This window comes from Streptococcus sp. 29892 (assembly GCF_032594935.1).
GTDB lineage: Bacteria > Bacillota > Bacilli > Lactobacillales > Streptococcaceae > Streptococcus > Streptococcus hyiners.
Genome location: NZ_CP118734.1, coordinates 374902 through 392379 on the forward strand (window position 1 = coordinate 374902; position 17478 = coordinate 392379).

The 17478-nt window shown below is 43.6% G+C and carries 20 protein-coding genes; 18 read left to right on the top strand and 2 right to left on the bottom strand.

Translation table 11 applies throughout. The features are described from left to right. Positions 1 to 5 precede the first annotated feature (5 nt). Both PW220_RS01965 and PW220_RS01970 read right to left on the bottom strand, forming a co-directional pair. The gene (locus tag PW220_RS01965) at positions 6 to 206 is read right to left on the bottom strand and encodes a hypothetical protein (RefSeq protein WP_248055919.1); all 201 of its coding nucleotides are present in this window, start codon (positions 204 to 206) and stop codon (positions 6 to 8) included. Positions 207 to 221: 15 nt separating this feature from the next. Further along, positions 222 to 410: a helix-turn-helix transcriptional regulator gene (locus tag PW220_RS01970; protein ID WP_002942681.1), complete on the bottom strand. Its 189-nt coding sequence runs from the start codon at positions 408 to 410 to the stop codon at positions 222 to 224. 270 nt (positions 411 to 680) lie between these two features. Here PW220_RS01970 and rsmH point away from each other — a divergent pair, with 270 nt between their 5' ends. From rsmH to PW220_RS02060, 18 genes are all read left to right on the top strand, one after another. After that, the gene (gene rsmH, locus PW220_RS01975) at positions 681 to 1631 is read left to right on the top strand and encodes a 16S rRNA (cytosine(1402)-N(4))-methyltransferase RsmH (protein WP_248055918.1); all 951 of its coding nucleotides are present in this window, start codon (positions 681 to 683) and stop codon (positions 1629 to 1631) included. 11 nt (positions 1632 to 1642) lie between these two features. Then, entirely contained in the window at positions 1643 to 1966 is a 324-nt protein-coding gene (ftsL, locus tag PW220_RS01980; protein WP_024412194.1) for a cell division protein FtsL, read from the top strand. After that, entirely contained in the window at positions 1966 to 4215 is a 2250-nt protein-coding gene (pbp2x, locus tag PW220_RS01985) for a penicillin-binding protein PBP2X (protein WP_248055917.1), read from the top strand. The genes ftsL and pbp2x overlap by 1 nt, the downstream gene beginning before the upstream one ends. 1 nt (position 4216) lies before the next feature. After that, positions 4217 to 5215 (top strand): phospho-N-acetylmuramoyl-pentapeptide-transferase, encoded by a 999-nt coding sequence (mraY, locus tag PW220_RS01990; RefSeq protein WP_202105401.1) that lies wholly within the window; start codon positions 4217 to 4219, stop codon positions 5213 to 5215. A gap of 115 nt (positions 5216 to 5330) precedes the next feature. Beyond that, the gene (locus PW220_RS01995) at positions 5331 to 6674 is read left to right on the top strand and encodes a DEAD/DEAH box helicase (protein WP_024406634.1); all 1344 of its coding nucleotides are present in this window, start codon (positions 5331 to 5333) and stop codon (positions 6672 to 6674) included. Positions 6675 to 6691: 17 nt separating this feature from the next. After that, the gene (locus tag PW220_RS02000) at positions 6692 to 6916 is read left to right on the top strand and encodes a DUF4059 family protein (RefSeq protein WP_105114041.1); all 225 of its coding nucleotides are present in this window, start codon (positions 6692 to 6694) and stop codon (positions 6914 to 6916) included. Between the two features lie 11 nt (positions 6917 to 6927). Then, on the top strand, positions 6928 to 7845 hold the full coding sequence (gene trxB / locus PW220_RS02005; protein WP_248055916.1) for a thioredoxin-disulfide reductase: 918 nt from the start codon (positions 6928 to 6930) through the stop codon (positions 7843 to 7845). Positions 7846 to 7854: 9 nt separating this feature from the next. Next, positions 7855 to 8394, top strand: a complete 540-nt coding sequence (locus tag PW220_RS02010) for a YceD family protein (protein ID WP_248055915.1) — start codon at positions 7855 to 7857, stop codon at positions 8392 to 8394. Between the two features lie 87 nt (positions 8395 to 8481). Continuing rightward, entirely contained in the window at positions 8482 to 9909 is a 1428-nt protein-coding gene (gene gndA, locus PW220_RS02015) for an NADP-dependent phosphogluconate dehydrogenase (RefSeq protein ID WP_105114044.1), read from the top strand. Positions 9910 to 9988: 79 nt separating this feature from the next. Beyond that, positions 9989 to 10678 (top strand): response regulator transcription factor, encoded by a 690-nt coding sequence (locus PW220_RS02020; protein WP_248055914.1) that lies wholly within the window; start codon positions 9989 to 9991, stop codon positions 10676 to 10678. Positions 10679 to 10751: 73 nt separating this feature from the next. Next, positions 10752 to 11876 (top strand): AI-2E family transporter, encoded by a 1125-nt coding sequence (locus tag PW220_RS02025; RefSeq protein WP_248055913.1) that lies wholly within the window; start codon positions 10752 to 10754, stop codon positions 11874 to 11876. Between the two features lie 97 nt (positions 11877 to 11973). Beyond that, a complete protein-coding gene (gene nrdR, locus PW220_RS02030) occupies positions 11974 to 12465 on the top strand; it encodes a transcriptional regulator NrdR (protein ID WP_248055912.1) in 492 nt (163 codons plus the stop codon). Next, positions 12452 to 13603, top strand: a complete 1152-nt coding sequence (locus tag PW220_RS02035) for a replication initiation and membrane attachment family protein (RefSeq protein ID WP_248055911.1) — start codon at positions 12452 to 12454, stop codon at positions 13601 to 13603. Before nrdR ends, PW220_RS02035 begins: the two co-directional genes overlap by 14 nt. Continuing rightward, positions 13603 to 14502, top strand: coding sequence for a primosomal protein DnaI (gene dnaI, locus PW220_RS02040; RefSeq protein ID WP_248055910.1), 900 nt, complete (start codon positions 13603 to 13605; stop codon positions 14500 to 14502). The genes PW220_RS02035 and dnaI overlap by 1 nt, the downstream gene beginning before the upstream one ends. Further along, positions 14499 to 15152: an NADPH-dependent oxidoreductase gene (locus tag PW220_RS02045; protein ID WP_248055909.1), complete on the top strand. Its 654-nt coding sequence runs from the start codon at positions 14499 to 14501 to the stop codon at positions 15150 to 15152. The genes dnaI and PW220_RS02045 overlap by 4 nt, the downstream gene beginning before the upstream one ends. A 242-nt stretch (positions 15153 to 15394) precedes the next feature. Continuing rightward, the gene (der, locus tag PW220_RS02050; RefSeq protein WP_248055908.1) at positions 15395 to 16705 is read left to right on the top strand and encodes a ribosome biogenesis GTPase Der; all 1311 of its coding nucleotides are present in this window, start codon (positions 15395 to 15397) and stop codon (positions 16703 to 16705) included. A 74-nt stretch (positions 16706 to 16779) separates the two neighbouring features. Next, on the top strand, positions 16780 to 17118 hold the full coding sequence (locus PW220_RS02055) for an MFS transporter (protein WP_248043891.1): 339 nt from the start codon (positions 16780 to 16782) through the stop codon (positions 17116 to 17118). 1 nt (position 17119) lies between these two features. Continuing rightward, entirely contained in the window at positions 17120 to 17443 is a 324-nt protein-coding gene (locus PW220_RS02060; RefSeq protein ID WP_248055907.1) for a hypothetical protein, read from the top strand. The last annotated feature ends 35 nt before the right edge of the window (positions 17444 to 17478 follow it).

Genomic DNA, 17478 nt, shown 5'->3' on the forward strand with positions numbered 1-17478 from the left:
CCTCTTTACTTACGACGGAAAATGAGTGGTAGATAAGATAATCCTAAGAAGTAGATTGCCCCGGTAATCAGAAGTTGTATCCAGAATTTGGCTTGGCTGATAATGTGCAAGATGTCTGCTCTGCTATTGCCCCAAAGCTGAAAGAGAACAAAGAGAGGGATAAAAATGAGAGTGGAGATAAGGGCTTTGCGTGTATTCTTTTTCATGGTAATTTTTCCTTTCTATTCATTCCAAAAGAGGCTGTTGAGGTCAGTCTGTAAAGCTTTGGCTAGGTTGATACAGAGGTCTAGCGAGGGGTTGTACTTGTTGTTTTCAATCATGTTGATGGTCTGCCTGGATACGCCGATGGCCTTGGCTAAATCCAGCTGGGAAATACCTAGCAGTAGGCGGTAGTCTTTGACACGGTTCATGTGCCCTCCTTTCTATGTCAATTATATCTGACACAATTGTCTAAAAATGAGAGGATAGGTTGGCTATCCTTTTAAAATGTTGTCAATTATATCCGACATATAACTGTAAAAAAATGTGGGAGGCCTCCCTGGTTATGTCAACTATATCTGACATCTTTCTGTAATGTTATTATATACCTATCCAGAAATCTTGTCAACTATATTTGACATATTTTTTGTAAAAAGTTTGCAACATCTTTTTGATTTATTTTGTGGTACAATAGATAAGATATGAGCAAGGAATTTAATCACACTACTGTGCTTTTGCATGAAACAGTAGATATGTTAGACATCAAACCAAATGGAATTTATGTAGATGCAACGCTGGGTGGGGCGGGTCATAGCGAATACCTGCTCAGTCAGTTGACAGATGGTGGGCATCTTTATGCCTTTGACCAGGATCAGACGGCTATTGATCATGCCCAAATCCGCTTGGCAGCCTACATTGAAAAGGGACAAGTCACCTTTATCAAGGACAATTTCCGCAACCTCAAGGTCCGCTTGGCAGAACTTGGTGTGACAGAAATTGATGGGATTTGTTACGATCTAGGTGTGTCCAGTCCTCAGTTGGATGAGCGAGAGCGAGGTTTTTCCTACAAGCAGGATGCCCCTCTTGATATGCGGATGAACCGTGAGGGACATTTGACAGCCTATGATGTGGTCAATACCTATGATTATCATGACTTGGTGCGGATTTTCTTCAAATATGGAGAGGATAAGTTTTCCAAGCAGATTGCTCGTAAGATTGAACAGGCTAGGGACATCAAGCCCATTGAAACCACAACTGAGTTGGCAGAGCTGATCAAGTCTGCTAAGCCTGCCAAGGAACTCAAGAAGAAGGGCCATCCGGCCAAGCAGATTTTCCAAGCTATTCGGATTGAAGTCAATGATGAATTAGGTGCGGCGGATGAGTCTATCCAGCAGGCTATTGATCTCTTGGCTTTGGATGGACGTATCTCGGTCATTACCTTCCATTCCTTGGAAGATCGTCTGACCAAACAACTCTTTAAGGAAGCTAGCACCATTGATGTGCCCAAAGGCTTGCCTTTTATCCCAGATGATTTAAAGGCGCCACTGGAGTTGGTCAACCGCAAGCCGATTTTGCCGAGTCAGGAGGAGTTGGAGGCCAATAACCGGGCCCACTCAGCCAAATTACGTGTAGCTAAGAGAGTACATAAGTAGGAGAAGAATCTATGTTACAAGAAAAACGTAGAGAAGCCACCATGCGAGTGATTGGTGATAAGTTTAAAACCTTCACCCGTGTAGAAAAAGCCTTTTATACAAGTATTATCCTATCCGGTCTGGCCTTGGCGATAGGGATTATTTTCTTGCAGACCCGTTTGATTCAAGTCCAGTCTGAAATGGCCAAGGTCAATCAAAACATCAACCAAAAACAGATTGAAATCAATGATGCCAAACAGGCTGTTAACGAACTCACTCGTTCTGCTCGTCTGATGGAAATTGCTGAGAAGGCCGGATTAACATTTAACAACGACAATATTGGAGTAGCTGAATAATGCCCAGAAGAAACAATAAACTCTTACAATATGTTTTGAAAAAACGATATATTCCGTCCCAAAATCGTCGAAAAGTGGGCCAAGGTCTGCTGTTTTTGACGGTTTTAGTCTTTTTTATCTTTCTATTTAATTTTGCCTTTATTATCGGAACGGATAGCAAGGCAGGGGTAAAACTGTCTGAGAGGGCAGATGCTGTTCATCAGAAAGAGGTAACCATCCAGGCAAAACGTGGAACAATCTATGATCGTACGGGGATTCCTATCGCAGAAGATTCTACCACCTATACCGTTTATGCCATTATTGATAAGGAATATGTATCAGAACTGAAAAAAATTCTCTATGTTGAGGACAGTCAATTTACTAAGGTGGCGGATATTTTCAAAAAACACCTTGGGATGGAGACGGATTATGTTCTTCAGCAGTTGAGACAGCCAGAATTAAAGCAGGTTTACTTTGGAACATTAGGGAAAAATATTTCTTATAGTACCATGACCACTATCCAGGAGGAGATGAAGGCTGCTGGGATTGAGGGGATTGCCTTCAATGCCAGTCCAGGACGGATGTATCCAAATGGTAACTTCGCATCCATCTTTGTCGGACTTGCCAACTTGATTGAAAACAAGGATGGCAGTCATAGCCTGCAAGGGATGAGTGGTATGGAGTACTACCTCAACGATATTCTAGCTGGTCAGGATGGCAAGGTTGTTTATGAAAAGGATAGCCAGGGTCGAGTTTTGCCAGGGACAGAAACGGTGAAAGAGGCCACTATCAATGGTCAGGATGTTTATACGACTATTTCAGCAGACCTGCAGCGGTCACTAGAAACCAATATGAATACCTTCTTTGATACTGCCAGAGGTCGTTATGCAAATGCCACCTTGGTTTCGGCTAGGACTGGAGAAATTTTAGCAACGACGCAACGTCCCAGCTATGATTCAGACACTAAGGAAGGCTTGGGACAAGAGGGACTCCTAGAACGTTCGCTCCTTTACCAAGAAGCCTTTGAACCTGGTTCTACCATGAAGGTCTTGACGGTCGCATCAGCTATTGATAACGGTACTTTCGATCCAAATGCCTACTATACCAATAATGAGTATGTGATTGCCGATGCAAAAATCAATGACTGGACCCTCAATGATGGGATGTCTGCCGTGACCTTGAACTACGCCCAAGGCTTCTCCCTGTCAAGTAACGTTGGTATGACCCTGCTCCAACAGCAGATGGGGGATGAGAAATGGTTGAATTACCTGACTAAGTTTCGTTTTGGTTACCCAACCCGTTTCGGTATGGGAGATGAGGCCCCTGGTTTGGTACCTGAAGACAATATCGTAACCATTGCCATGTCCACTTTCGGTCAGGGGATTTCTGCCAATCAGGCTCAGATGATCAGAAGTTTCACTTCCATTGCTAATAATGGGGTCATGTTGGAGCCAAAATTTATTTCTGCTCTCTATGATCCCAATACGGAGTCGGCTCGTATTTCTGATAAAGAAGAGGTGGGCAATCCTGTTTCAGAAAAAGCGGCAGATGATACCCTTCGCTACATGATCAATGTCGGAGCAGATCCCATTTTCGGAACTCTCTATTCTCATGATATACAAGGCCCAGCCATCCAGGTGGAAGGGTATGATATTGCCATGAAATCAGGGTCTGCCGAAATTGCCAGTGAAGATGGCCAGGGTTATATTAAAGGAGCCTATATCAACTCGGTAGTGGCCATGATTCCTGCTGAGGACCCGGAATTTATTATGTATGTGACCATTCGTCAGCCAGAAGTGCTAAATGTTCTGTCTTGGGATAGTATTATTAGTCCGACCTTAAAAGAAGCGATGTTATTGAAGGATAGCTTGAACATAGATGCTCCAGCTCCGTCCCTAGCTTCTGTTGGAAAAGAAACGGACTACACATTGCCAGATCTAATTGGTAAGGCACCTGGTGAGTCGGCTGAGGAGCTTCGTCGCTATCTGGTTCAACCAGTTATTTTAGGCAAAGGTGCTGAGATTAAGAAGGTTTCTTTGGAAAAAGGTAGCTTAGTAGCCCCTAATCAACAGGTTCTCTTATTGACGAATAAATTGGAAGAAATGCCAGACTTGTATGCGGTGACCAAGGAGAATATGGATCTACTAGCTGAATGGACAGGTATTGAAGTGACCTATGAGGGGTCTGGTTCCAAGGTTGTGAAGCAGAGCGTAGAAGTGGGGACCAAGTTGAATAAAACCAAGAAATTAACAGTTACGTTAGGAGAATAATATGCAGTTTGCACTTATGTCGGGATTGGTTGCATTTTTAGCAACGGTAATCCTGATACCACGATTTATTACCTTTTATCAAGCCAAGCGCATCGAAGGGCAACAGATGCACGAAGATGTCAAGCAACACCAGTTCAAGGCCGGAACTCCTACCATGGGGGGTACAGTCTTCCTAGTTGTTGCTGTCCTTGTTAGTTTTATTTTTGCAGCTAGCCTGAAAATGCTGACAGGTGGTGTCTTGGCTATTCTTTTCATTTTGGCTCTCTATGGCTTGGTCGGATTTTTGGATGATTTCTTGAAAATCTTCCGCAAAATCAATGAAGGACTTAATCCTAAGCAAAAGCTAGCCCTACAAATCCTGGGTGGTCTTGTTTTCTATTTTGTCCATGTCAAAGGTGCTGGTGGTGGTGAGCTCAATGTCTTTGGCCACATTATCAATCTTGGGGTACTCTATTTACCATTTGTTCTATTCTGGTTGGTTGGTTTTTCAAACGCGGTCAATCTGACAGATGGGATTGATGGATTGGCTTCTATTTCTGTGACAATCAGTTTGCTGGCCTATTCTGTTATTGCTTACCAGGAGCAGAAGTTTGATATTCTCTTGGTCTGTGTGACCATGATCGGTGGCTTGCTTGGTTTCTTTGTCTACAACCGTAAACCAGCCAAGATCTTCATGGGAGATGTGGGAAGTCTGGCACTCGGTGGGATGTTGGCAACCATTTCCATTGCGCTTCGTCAAGAATGGACCCTCCTCCTAATCGGTTTGGTCTATGTTATCGAAACATCATCCGTTATGTTACAAGTTTCATATTTCAAATACACTAAAAAACGTTTTGGAGAAGGTCGTCGTATCTTCCGTATGACACCTTTCCATCATCATTTGGAATTAGGTGGTTTGACAGGTAAGTCTGAAAAATGGAGCGAGTGGCAGGTTGACTTCTTCCTTTGGTCAGTTGGTCTTGTCATGAGCCTGATTACCTTGGTCATTCTTTATCTATAGAATTTCAGAAACAGCAGGAATGCTGTTTTTGTGCTATAATAGAAGGCAGTATAATGAAGAACCTGTATTCGCAGTCGTTGATTTGCTTGTGCACCCAGGTTCCAAAGAGGAAACTATGAAATTTACAGATATGAAACTAAAGCCTTATATTCAAGAGGCTTTGAAAGAAATTAACTTTGTCCAGCCGACAGAGGTTCAGGAGAAATTGATTCCTGTTGTCTTGTCTGGTCGTGATTTGATTGGGGAATCAAAAACGGGCTCAGGGAAGACCCATACCTTTTTAATTCCCATTTTCCAGAAACTCAATGAGGAATTGGATCAGGTTCAGGCTGTCATTACAGCCCCATCTCGTGAACTGGCAACCCAGATTTACCAGGCGGCTCGTCAGTTGGCCAGTCATTCGGACATCGAAGTTCGTGTGACCAATTATGTTGGTGGTACGGATAAGAACCGTCAGATTGACAAGCTCCAAGCTGGTCAGCCCCACATTGTTGTTGGGACACCGGGTCGTATCTATGATTTGGTCAAATCAGGGGACTTGGCTATCCATAAGGCTAAGACATTTGTAGTGGATGAGGCCGATATGACCTTGGACATGGGCTTCTTGGAAACAGTAGATAAGATTGCTGGTAGCCTGCCAAAAGATTTGCAATTTATGGTCTTTTCAGCCACCATTCCGCAGAAACTGCAGCCGTTTTTGAAAAAGTATTTGTCTAATCCGGTCATGGAACAAATCAAGACCCATACGGTCATTTCAGATACCATTGAAAACTGGCTGATTTCAACCAAGGGCCGTGACCGCAATGCGCAGATCTTGGAAGTGACCAAGCTCATGCAGCCTTACTTGGCCATGATTTTCGTCAATACCAAGACTCGTGCAGATGAATTACACAGCTATTTGACGGCAAATGGTCTACGCGTTGCAAAGATTCATGGGGATATTCCACCACGTGAGCGCAAGCGGATCATGAACCAGGTGAAGAACTTGGACTATCAATACATAGTAGCAACAGACCTGGCAGCGCGTGGGATTGATATTGAAGGTGTCAGCCATGTTATCAATGATGCTATTCCGCAGGATCTCTCCTTCTTTGTTCACCGTGTGGGTCGGACGGGTCGGAATGGACTGTCAGGTATTGCCATTACCCTTTATCAGCCGAGCGATGATGCGGACATCCGCGAGTTAGAAAAGCTCAATATCAAGTTCTTGCCAAAAGAAATGAAAAATGGTGAGTTTGTCGATACCTACGATCGTGACCGCCGTGCCAACCGTGAAAAATCGCGTGAAAAACTGGACTTGGAAATGATTGGCTTGGTCAAGAAGAAAAAGAAAAAAGTCAAGCCAGGTTACAAGAAGAAAATTCAGTGGGCAGTTGATGAGAAACGCCGCAAGACCAAGCGTGTAGAAGCACGTGCCAAGGGTCGTGCAGAGCGTAAGGCCAAACGCCAAACCTTCTAAGAGGATTGGGGAAAACCATGTTACAAAATATTCTCAGTTTTTACTTGCAGGGGCTCCTAGTCGCTGCCTTGTTGGTTATCTTATCCAGTCTCATTTACTTTGTCTCAAGAGCGGGTAGAAGAGTGGATCAAACGCCGCAAGAGCGCCAGGATTTCTTATTTGATTTACTAATGATCAATGTCATGATTATCCCTATTCTTGCCTTTGGGGTCATGGGGATTTTGTTAATGTTTAAAGCATAGAAGGAAAAGATATGTACGATACAGTTGTAATTGGTGCAGGTCCTGCTGGGATGACTGCAGCCCTGTATGCAGGGCGAAGCAATCTAAAAGTGGCGCTTCTGGAGCGTGGCATTTACGGTGGTCAGATGAATAACACCGCTGAAATTGAAAACTATCCAGGCTATGACCATATTTCTGGTCCAGCCTTGGCAGAGAAAATGTTTGAACCCCTTGAAAAATTTGGAGTGGACCATATTTTTGGGACCTTGGTACGCATCGAAGAAGATGGTCCAATTAAGAAAATCATTACTGAAGATGACGTCTTGGAAACCAAGACAGTCATTCTGGCCATGGGAGCCAAACACCGCTTGCTTGGTGTGCCAGGTGAGGATACGTACAATAGCCGTGGTGTTTCCTACTGTGCGGTCTGTGATGGTGCCTTCTTCCGTGGGCAAAAACTCTTGGTTGTCGGAGGTGGTGATTCTGCAGTCGAAGAAGCCCTCTTCTTGACGCAATTTGCGGAATCTGTGACCATTGTTCACCGACGTGACCAACTACGCGCTCAAAAAGTCATCCAAGATCGCGCCTTTGCCAATGAAAAAATTAACTTCATCTGGGACAGTGTGGTAGAAGAAATCAAGGGAGATGACTTACGGGTTCAGAGCGTTCGTATTAAAAACGTGAAAACAGAGGAAGTCAGTGAATTGGACTTCGGTGGTGTCTTTGTTTACGTTGGTTTGGATCCGATGACGGATTCCGTTGCGGATTTGGGCATTACAGATGAAGCTGGTTGGATTATCACCAATGAAAAGATGGAAACCAGCAAATCTGGTATTTATGCCATTGGCGACATCCGCCAAAATCAACTCCGTCAGATTGCGACTGCTGTTGGAAATGGAGCAGTTGCTGGTCAGGAAGTCTACAACTACATCACAGAACTAGCTGAATAGGGGAAAATCATGTTTCATATTTACGATATTCAGAAAAATCCAGATGGAATTTCCTTTGAGAAGACCTTGGATTTACAGGAAGACTTGCAGGCTCGAAATAGTGACGTTTTAGGCTTGTCGCCTGTCCAAGTAAGTGGAAATGTCCGTTTTGAATCCGGTTTCTTTTTCTTGGACTACCAGATGACCTACGATATTACCTTGGCTTCCAGCCGTTCCTTGCAACCAGTCCTTCTGCATGAGGTTCAAGAAGTCAATGAACTTTTTGTAGCCAATGAAGCAGTTCTTAAGGAGCAGGACTTGATTGACGAGTATATGGTTTTGGTAGTAGAAGACGACTACATTGTCCTAGAGGAAAGCGTGGCGGATAATATTCTTTTAGCCATTCCGATTAAGGTCTTGACACCTGAAGAAGAAGCTGGCACTGACCTGCCTTCTGGTCAAGCTTGGGCTTTGATGACCGAGGAAGATTTCCAACAAAAAGCGCAAGAGAAAAAAGAAGCTAATAGTCCTTTTGCACAATTGCAAGGCTTGTTTGACAGTGAAGAATAGTTTGGATGGTTAAATTATCTGAAAATTCTTGTCAATTTCAGCCTTTCGGTGTATAATAAAAGAGATAGAAATTAGAGGAGTAAACAAATGACAAAAGCAAATTTTGGTGTTGTAGGGATGGCCGTAATGGGTCGCAACTTGGCACTTAACGTAGAATCACGTGGTTATTCAGTAGCCATTTACAACCGTTCTGCTGATAAGACAGAAGATGTTGTAGCAAGCAACCCAGGTAAAAACTTGGTCCCAAGCTACGATGTAGAAAGCTTTGTAGCTTCTATTGAAAAACCACGCCGCATCATGCTCATGGTGCAGGCTGGACCTGGTACAGATGCAACCATTCAAGCCCTCTTGCCACACTTGGATGAAGGGGACATCTTGATCGATGGTGGTAATACCTTCTATGAAGACACGATCCGTCGTTCCAAAGAATTGGCTAACTCAGGTATCAACTTCATCGGTACAGGTGTATCTGGTGGTGAAAAAGGTGCCCTTGAAGGTCCATCTATCATGCCTGGTGGTCAAAAAGAAGCTTATGAATTGGTGGCAGATGTCTTAGAAGAAATTTCAGCAAAAGCTCCAGAAGATGGCGCTCCATGTGTGACCTACATCGGTCCAGACGGTGCTGGTCACTATGTAAAAATGGTCCACAACGGTATCGAGTATGGCGATATGCAGTTGATTGCGGAGTCTTATGACCTCATGCAACACTTGCTTGGCTTGTCAGTTGATGAAATGGCTGACATCTTTACTGAGTGGAACCAAGGCGAATTGGATAGCTACTTGATTGAAATTACAGCTGACATTTTGAAACGCAAGGATGACCAAGCTCAAGATGGTCCAATCGTTGACTATATCATGGATGCTGCTGGTAACAAGGGTACAGGTAAATGGACAAGCCAATCATCACTTGACTTGGGTGTGCCTTTGTCATTGATTACAGAGTCTGTTTTTGCTCGTTACATCTCAACTTACAAGGATGAGCGCGTGGCAGCCAGCAAAGTTCTTCCAAAACCAGCTCCGTTTGCATACGAAGGTGACAAGGCTGAATTGGTAGAAAAGATCCGTCAAGCCCTTTACTTCTCAAAAATTATGTCTTATGCACAAGGGTTTGCCCAACTGCGTGTAGCTTCTAAAGAAAACAACTGGAACTTGCCATTTGGTGAAATTGCTAAAATCTGGCGTGCAGGTTGTATCATCCGTGCTCGTTTCTTGCAAAAAATTACAGATGCTTATGGACGTGATGAAGACTTGGCTAACTTGCTCTTGGATGAATACTTCCTTGATGTGACCGCTAAGTACCAACAGGCTGTTCGCGATGTTGTTGCCTTGGCAGTTCAGGCAGGTGTACCTGTTCCAACCTTCTCAGCAGCGATTACCTACTTTGATAGCTACCGTGCTGAAAACTTGCCAGCTAACCTAATCCAAGCACAACGTGACTACTTCGGTGCCCACACATACAATCGTAAAGACAAAGAAGGTGTCTTCCACTACGATTGGTATAGCGAAACAAAATAAAAGAATGGGCGTGTGAGCGCCCTTCTTTCTAATTTGTCGCTAGCTAATTTGATTGATAGAGAGAACAATGAAAGAGATAATGGCTAAGAAAATTTTGATTGCCGGAAGAGAGCGCAATCTTTCGCACTTTGTTTCCATGGAGCTGCAGAAGAAGGAGTATTTGGTAGATTATGCCTCAACAGGGAAAGAAGCCCTCTCCTTAGCTCATGAAACGGATTTTGATTTGATTTTGATGAGCTTTCAGCTTTCTGATATGTCTAGTAAGGAATTGTCAAGGGAATTGTTGGCCATCAAGCCTGCTAGTGTCTTGATTGTGGCCATTGATTCAGCTGATGTTGCCAAATATGGAGAAGAAGTGCTTTCATACGCAGTTTCTTATGTCGTCAAGCCCTTTGTCATCAGTGATTTGGTTGAGCAAATTGCAGCCATCTTCCGTGGGCGAGATTTTATTGATAAGAATTGTAAGCACGTTCCTTTGCAAGCAGCCTATCGTGACCTAAAGGTCGATTTTCAAAATCGAACCGTTACTCGTGGGGATGAGTTGATTAACCTGACCAGACGCGAATATGATTTGCTTGCAACTCTGATGAACAGCCCCGAACCTGTCAGCCGAGAACAATTGCTAGAGCGAGTTTGGAAATATGAAACGACATCGGAAACTAATGTAGTAGATGTATATATTCGTTATTTACGTGGAAAATTAGATGTTACCGGTAAACCATCTTACATCAAGACAGTTCGTGGCGTTGGTTATGCCATGCGAGATTAAGAAAGGGGAAACTCTTTCTTTTTTTTGCTTCCTATGATAAACTGAATGCTAATCATACAAAATTGGAGATATTATGAATTCGTCGTTTAAAGAAAAAGCTTTATTGATTTTGTTGGCTGGAGCTACCCTCTTAGCTGTATTGAATTGGGATACGATATACAAGGCAGTTCAGATTTTGTTGGGAAGCATGAATTCTCTCTTTATAGGGAGTATCATTGCCTTTATTTTAAATGTGCCTATGAAAAAAATAGAGGATCAGATAGAGAAGGTTTCTTTTTTGAATAAATCCAAACGTTCCTTGGCTATTGTTGGAGTGTTGATTGGTTTTGCTTTAATTGTTACTGGGTTGGTGTTGATTGTTCTTCCTACCTTGATGTCAACGGTGTCGCAATTAGTGACGGTGAGTAGCACAGCAATTCCTAAATCGGTCAATGCCCTTACAAGCTTCCTGGAAAAAAATGGACTTTTGGCTGGTCAGTTGGGTGAGCAAATTGCAGGTATGCTGGACCAATTGAAAAATCTAACCTTTATTTCCAATTTGGTAACGCCAGTCTTATCAGGTTTAGTATCAAATGTCACTGGTATTTTTTCCAATACCATGACGCTTGTGATGGCCTTCTTCTTTACCTTGGCAATACTTGGAAGCAAGGAACATCTGCAAGCTATGACAGGTAAATTCCTACAAGCGATACTGCCGACAAAAACTGTTCGAGTGATTAGTTATATTGGAGAAGTCATTGTTGATACTTATGATAAATTCCTAATGAGCCAAATCGTAGAAGCCTGTATTATCGGTACTCTCGTATTTGTGAGTTATTCTCTCTCAGGAATTCCTTATGCCAGCATGGCAGGAATTTTGGCAGGTGTTTTATCCTTTGTGCCTTACATTGGTCCCTTTACCGCCTGTCTGATTAGTGCCTTATTTGTGGCGGTGCAAAATCCCCTCTTGGCACTTTGGTCTATTGCTCTCTTCCAGATTATCCAGTTGATTGAGGGGAATGTTATCTATCCGCGTGTGGTTGGACAATCGGTAGGACTTCCGACTCTCTTTACCCTTGCTGCAGCCTTGATTGGTGGAAATTTGTTTGGCTTGCTTGGTATGGTCTTCTTTACACCTATCTTTGCGGTTATTTACCGTCTGGTTCGTGAATGGGTTGCCAGTCGCTTGAAGAAGCAAGGGGATATGAAACTCGGTTAACAATGGTTAAAAATAGAAAGTGGGTTTTCTCGCTTTCTTTTATTTTTGCTGTTTTTATGCTATACTGAAGTGATAAAGAAGTTGTAGGAGTGAGAGTATGCGTTGTCCAAAATGTCAAAGTTTGAAATCAAGTGTTATTGATAGTCGTCAGGCTGAAGATGGCAACACCATCCGTCGCCGTCGTTCTTGCGATCAATGTGGTCAACGTTTTACCACCTATGAACGTGTTGAAGAAAAAACCCTCGTCGTTGTGAAGAAGGACGGGACTAGGGAGCAATTTTCCCGTGAAAAGATTTTCAATGGTATCATTCGTTCAGCACAAAAACGTCCAGTTTCAACTAGTGATATAGACGAAGTTGTCAACCGGATTGAGCAGAAGGTTCGTTCTCAGAGTGATGGCGAGGTTGAAAGTGATGTCATTGGTAATTTTGTCATGGACGAATTGGTGGAGTTGGATGAAATCACCTATGTGCGTTTTGCCTCTGTCTATCGTTCCTTTAAGGATGTGGAAGAGTTGGAAAATCTGCTCAAGCAGATGATTTCTAAGGGTAGTAAAGTAAAGTCAGGTGCTGCTCATGAAGCCAAATGATTTATTTACCTACATAAAGACCAGTCCTTTTACACCAGACATTATCAGTTTAAGCCAGTGCTATCAACCCATCATCAGTTTTGATGCCCTAGCCCTTTACTACTACCTCTATAGTTTCTCGGATCAGGGGCAGGGGCGTTACAAGTGGGCGACAATCCTCAATCATATGGATTTCGGTATGAAGCGCTTGGAGCAGGCCTTGGATCTCTTATCTGCCATGGAATTGCTACAAGTCTATCGGGCAGATGAGTTGACAGGCTTGGTCTTGTTGCCACCACTGACGGTCAAACAATTTTTGGACAAGCCCCTATACAAACAGCTATTGGCACAACGAATAGGTGAAGCCAGTGTAGAAGGCTTACAGGGTTCCAGACCTCCTCAAGAAAAGAATGTATCCAAGACCTTCTCTCAGGTCTTTACGCTTACTGGTCAGATTGAGGGGAGGTTTGAACCCAAACATGATTTTGACTGGTCTGCCTTCAAGGCCTTGATGGCAAAAGACAAGCTTCTTTTTCAAGATGAAGCAGAGGACATTATTGCTCTTAGTCACATAGCAGAGCAGGCAGGGTGGACTTGGTTGGAAACCTATCGTCAGGCAAAGGCAACGGCGATTGGTTTTACCCTATCTACCAAGCGCTTGCAGCAGTCACGTCAGGCTAAACAGGTGCCTGCAGGTCATTTAAGTCCTCAGGAACAGGCCATTGTTCGAGAGGCAAAAGCTAAGTCAAGTTCGGCTTTGCTCGCTTTTATCAAGGAGCAACGTAAGGCGGTCCCGACTGATACAGAGAGAAAGTGCTTGAAAGATCTGGCAAACTTGGGCTTGCTTGACGAAGTTATCAATGTCTTGGTCCTCTATACTTTTAACAAGGTGGACTCGGCCAATCTAAATGAAAAATATGCCATGAAGCTGGGTAATGATTTTTCCTACAAGGGAATTGCTAGTGCTGAGGCCGCTATTCTTTATCTAAGAGAGTTGAAGACAGGTCAAGCACAGAGTAAACCCAAGCCAGAAACCAAAACCAATGTGCCTGACTGGAGTAAGGAAGAGGTTCAGCAAGAACAAACGCAAGAAGGTCAAGCCAAGCTGGCTGCCCTTTATCGTGAATTAGAAGAAATGGAAAACAAAGGAGGTAGCTGATGAAATCAGTACAAGACAGGCTGTCGCAGGCAACCAATCCAAGTCCAAAATCATATCAGCAACTCTATCAGGAGATTGTGAGTGATCCTGAAGTCGCTGCTTTTATCAAAAAAGAAGGCTTGACCCAGCAGGAAATTACTCTGTCCATTTCAAAGTTTTTGGAATATATCAGCCAGCGCGACCTCTTTGTCAAGCAAGACCAAGCCTATATTGCTAAGGGGTATCAACCAGTTTTGGTCATGAATGAGGGCTATGCGGATGTTTCCTATCTTGAGACAGAGGAATTGGTCGAATACCGTCGTTTGGAAGCTATCAAGAACCGCATCCAGCTCATCAATATGCCAGCAAGTTTGAAAAATGTAACCGTGGCGGATATTGATAAGAGCGATGAAAATCGTGTGGAAGTCATGCTAGCTATTGCGGATTTTGTCAAACGCTTTGAGGAAAAGCCAAAAGGTCTTTACATATATGGTAATTTCGGTATTGGAAAAAGTTATTTGATGGCTTATTTAGCCAATTTGTTATCCAAAACTCATCTTCAGTCAACCACCATGCTCCATTATCCAACCTTTGTGGTAGACATAAAAAATGCCATCAAAGATGGCTCTGTTAAGGAGCGGATTGATGAAATCAAGATAGCTCAGGTCTTGGTGCTAGATGACATCGGAGCGGAGCAACATAGTCCGTGGGTGCGTGACGATGTGCTGCAGGTCATTCTGCAATACCGCATGCAGGAAAATCTGCCGACCTTCTTTACCTCCAATTTCTCCTTTGATGATTTGGAGCGTCATTTCGCATCTGGTAAGTCTGGTGATGAAACCTGGCAGGCCAAACGGGTTATGGAGCGGATTCGCTATCTGGCTCGTGATTTACACTTGAAAGGAAAGAACCGCCGATGAATGAAACCATTGATTTGATGTTGAGTCACACTTCCGTCCGCCGTTTTACGGAAGAGCCCATTGAGGCGGAACATTTGCAAGCTATTATATCAGCTGGGCGAGCTGCGTCTAGCTGGAAGAATTTCCAGTCCTATTCCATTATTGTGGTGCAGTCGGAGGAGAAAAAACAGGCTCTCTATGATTTGGTGCCCCAGCCAGCTATTTTACAGGCTCAGGCCATTCTGGTTTTTGTGGGCGATCATAATCGTGCCAGCAAGGCAGCTCAACTCCACGGTTCAGACTTTGATGCCAAGGGACCTGAGAATCTCCTGATTTCTTCTGTTGATGCGAGCCTAGCAGGGCAAAATGCCCTTTTAGCAGCGGAAAGCTTGGGCTATGGTGGTGTCTTCATCGGTATGATTCGCCATAAGGCCTTGGCAATAGCAGAGCTGTTCAACTTGTCGGACTATACCTATCCGATTTTCTGCATAGCCCTAGGTCGACCAGCCCAAAACCATCCTGTTAAACCACGTTTGGCAAGAGAAGCCATAGTCTTCCAGGAAGAATATGTGGAGCAAGGCCTGGAAGTCATCCAAGCCTATGACCAAGTTCAGACAGACTATGCAGGTGCCCGTCAGACAGAAACCTGGTCGGAGCGTATGGTTGCCTAGTTTGGTCAGCCAGAGCAGCCTGAAACGAGGGCTGTATTAGAAAAACATAAATTATTGTAAGTTATAGTCTTTTTGTTTGCTTTTAGTACTAGGCAACGAGCTGCAGACAGTACTGGAGTACGGCAAAGCGAGTTCAAATAATGATGACATTATTTGAAGTTGGAAATAGGGAAACGAAGTTTCCTCATGCGTCGACGTAATAAAAGATAAACGAAAACGACTATATTAGAAGAGGAGGAGCAATGGCTCTACCAACTATCGCCATCGTTGGCCGTCCCAACGTTGGAAAATCAACACTATTTAACCGTATCGCTGGTGAACGTATTTCTATCGTAGAAGACGTGGAAGGTGTGACCCGCGACCGTATTTATGCTACTGGTGAGTGGCTCAATCGCAAGTTTTCCCTGATTGATACAGGTGGTATCGATGATGTGGATGCTCCTTTCATGGACCAAATCAAGCACCAGGCTGAGATTGCCATGGATGAAGCGGATGTTATCGTCTTTGTTGTATCAGGTAAGGAAGGTGTGACAGATGCTGACGAGTATGTATCACGCATCCTTTATAAGACCAACAAACCAGTTATTTTGGTTGTCAACAAGGTCGATAACCCTGAAATGCGGAATGACATCTACGATTTCTATTCGCTCGGTCTAGGGGATCCATACCCAGTATCATCTGTGCATGGTATCGGTACAGGGGATGTCTTGGACGCTATCATTGAAAATCTGCCAGTCCAAGAAGTAGAAGAAAATCCAGATATTATCAAGTTCAGCTTGATTGGTCGTCCAAACGTTGGTAAATCAAGTTTGATTAACGCTATTTTGGGGGAAGAGCGCGTGATTGCGTCGCCTGTTGCTGGAACGACTCGAGATGCCATTGATACGCACTTTACAGACTCAGAAGGTCAAGAATTTACCATGATTGACACCGCAGGGATGCGCAAGTCTGGTAAGGTCTATGAAAATACGGAGAAATACTCCGTTATGCGTGCCATGCGTGCCATTGAGCGTTCAGATGTTATACTCATGGTCATCAATGCAGAAGAAGGCATCCGCGAGTACGACAAACGCATCGCAGGCTTTGCCCATGAAGCTGGTAAGGGAATGATTATCGTGGTCAACAAGTGGGACACGCTTGAAAAAGATAACCACACCATGAAGAAATGGGAAGATGATATCCGTGACCAATTCCAGTATTTGTCTTACGCACCGATTATCTTCGTGTCAGCCTTGACCAAGCAACGCTTGCACAAGTTGCCTGAGATGATTAAGGCCATCAGTGAGAGCCAGAATACCCGTATTCCGTCGGCTGTCCTCAACGATGTTATCATGGATGCTATTGCTATCAACCCGACGCCGACCGACAAGGGTAAACGCTTGAAAATTTTCTACGCGACCCAGGTTGCGACCAAGCCACCGACATTTGTGGTCTTTGTCAACGAAGAAGAGCTCATGCACTTCTCCTATATGCGTTTCTTGGAAAATCAAATCCGCAAGGCCTTTGTCTTCGAAGGAACACCGATTCATCTGATTGCACGAAAACGGAAATAAGAAAGAGAGGTCAAACCTCTTTTTTCTTTGCAATTATTCGTAAATATGCTAGAATGGGACTAGGAGGTGTTGGTATGGTAGCGATTCCGATTTGGCGTTCTTTTTTGATATTGCTTTCTTTTTCATCATTTTTTCTTGTATTTTATGAAGACAGTCAGTATAAGCCTTTCGGCTTTCGGTATTGGCTGGGGCTGGTGGCTTGCATCTGGCTCAATTTGGTGACTTTGGCATCCTATTTTATCGCTTTTACAGGTGGTTCAACCATGGTCTATCATCGATTTGAACAGCCTACGGTTTTGCTTTTCATCTTCTTTTTGTTATGTGCTATAGCACTCAGCCTCCTATCCCTACATGCGATGAAAACCCTCATTCGACGAACCAAGTATTACCGACAGGTCAGAAAGGAAGTCTAGTATGGAATTTTTAGGTGAACTAGTATTTGAATTTTTGGCGGGTTTGGCAGATTTCGATGAAAGAAAGTATGCTCCTTTTGGACTTCGCTACTGGCTGGGCTGGTTGGGGCTTCTAATCAATTTCTTGATGCTTGGTCTGCTTACTTTTGTACCAATAGTATTTCTCCTAATGTTTCTGGATGGAAAGGGCTGGGTTAACCTCATTTTAGCAATCCTTTTCATACCAATTCTCCTATTTTGGCTCTTAAAGACACTTGGTTTTGTGAAGAAAATGTGGCAAGTGACAACATATTATAAAATGATTTCTAGGAACATCAGTGACTGACTGGTGTTTTTTTGATGCCTAGGCAAGGAATTATC

Bases quoted from the DNA above. Each gene is read 5' to 3' on its own strand.
- PW220_RS01965 (WP_248055919.1), bottom strand. From the start codon at position 206: ATGAAAAAGAATACACGCAAAGCCCTTATCTCCACTCTCATTTTTATC.
- PW220_RS01970 (WP_002942681.1), bottom strand. From the start codon at position 410: ATGAACCGTGTCAAAGACTACCGCCTACTGCTAGGTATTTCCCAGCTG.
- rsmH (WP_248055918.1), top strand. From the start codon at position 681: ATGAGCAAGGAATTTAATCACACTACTGTGCTTTTGCATGAAACAGTA.
- ftsL (WP_024412194.1), top strand. From the start codon at position 1,643: ATGTTACAAGAAAAACGTAGAGAAGCCACCATGCGAGTGATTGGTGAT.
- pbp2x (WP_248055917.1), top strand. From the start codon at position 1,966: ATGCCCAGAAGAAACAATAAACTCTTACAATATGTTTTGAAAAAACGA.
- mraY (WP_202105401.1), top strand. From the start codon at position 4,217: ATGCAGTTTGCACTTATGTCGGGATTGGTTGCATTTTTAGCAACGGTA.
- PW220_RS01995 (WP_024406634.1), top strand. From the start codon at position 5,331: ATGAAATTTACAGATATGAAACTAAAGCCTTATATTCAAGAGGCTTTG.
- PW220_RS02000 (WP_105114041.1), top strand. From the start codon at position 6,692: ATGTTACAAAATATTCTCAGTTTTTACTTGCAGGGGCTCCTAGTCGCT.
- trxB (WP_248055916.1), top strand. From the start codon at position 6,928: ATGTACGATACAGTTGTAATTGGTGCAGGTCCTGCTGGGATGACTGCA.
- PW220_RS02010 (WP_248055915.1), top strand. From the start codon at position 7,855: ATGTTTCATATTTACGATATTCAGAAAAATCCAGATGGAATTTCCTTT.
- gndA (WP_105114044.1), top strand. From the start codon at position 8,482: ATGACAAAAGCAAATTTTGGTGTTGTAGGGATGGCCGTAATGGGTCGC.
- PW220_RS02020 (WP_248055914.1), top strand. From the start codon at position 9,989: ATGGCTAAGAAAATTTTGATTGCCGGAAGAGAGCGCAATCTTTCGCAC.
- PW220_RS02025 (WP_248055913.1), top strand. From the start codon at position 10,752: ATGAATTCGTCGTTTAAAGAAAAAGCTTTATTGATTTTGTTGGCTGGA.
- nrdR (WP_248055912.1), top strand. From the start codon at position 11,974: ATGCGTTGTCCAAAATGTCAAAGTTTGAAATCAAGTGTTATTGATAGT.
- PW220_RS02035 (WP_248055911.1), top strand. From the start codon at position 12,452: ATGAAGCCAAATGATTTATTTACCTACATAAAGACCAGTCCTTTTACA.
- dnaI (WP_248055910.1), top strand. From the start codon at position 13,603: ATGAAATCAGTACAAGACAGGCTGTCGCAGGCAACCAATCCAAGTCCA.
- PW220_RS02045 (WP_248055909.1), top strand. From the start codon at position 14,499: ATGAATGAAACCATTGATTTGATGTTGAGTCACACTTCCGTCCGCCGT.
- der (WP_248055908.1), top strand. From the start codon at position 15,395: ATGGCTCTACCAACTATCGCCATCGTTGGCCGTCCCAACGTTGGAAAA.
- PW220_RS02055 (WP_248043891.1), top strand. From the start codon at position 16,780: ATGGTAGCGATTCCGATTTGGCGTTCTTTTTTGATATTGCTTTCTTTT.
- PW220_RS02060 (WP_248055907.1), top strand. From the start codon at position 17,120: ATGGAATTTTTAGGTGAACTAGTATTTGAATTTTTGGCGGGTTTGGCA.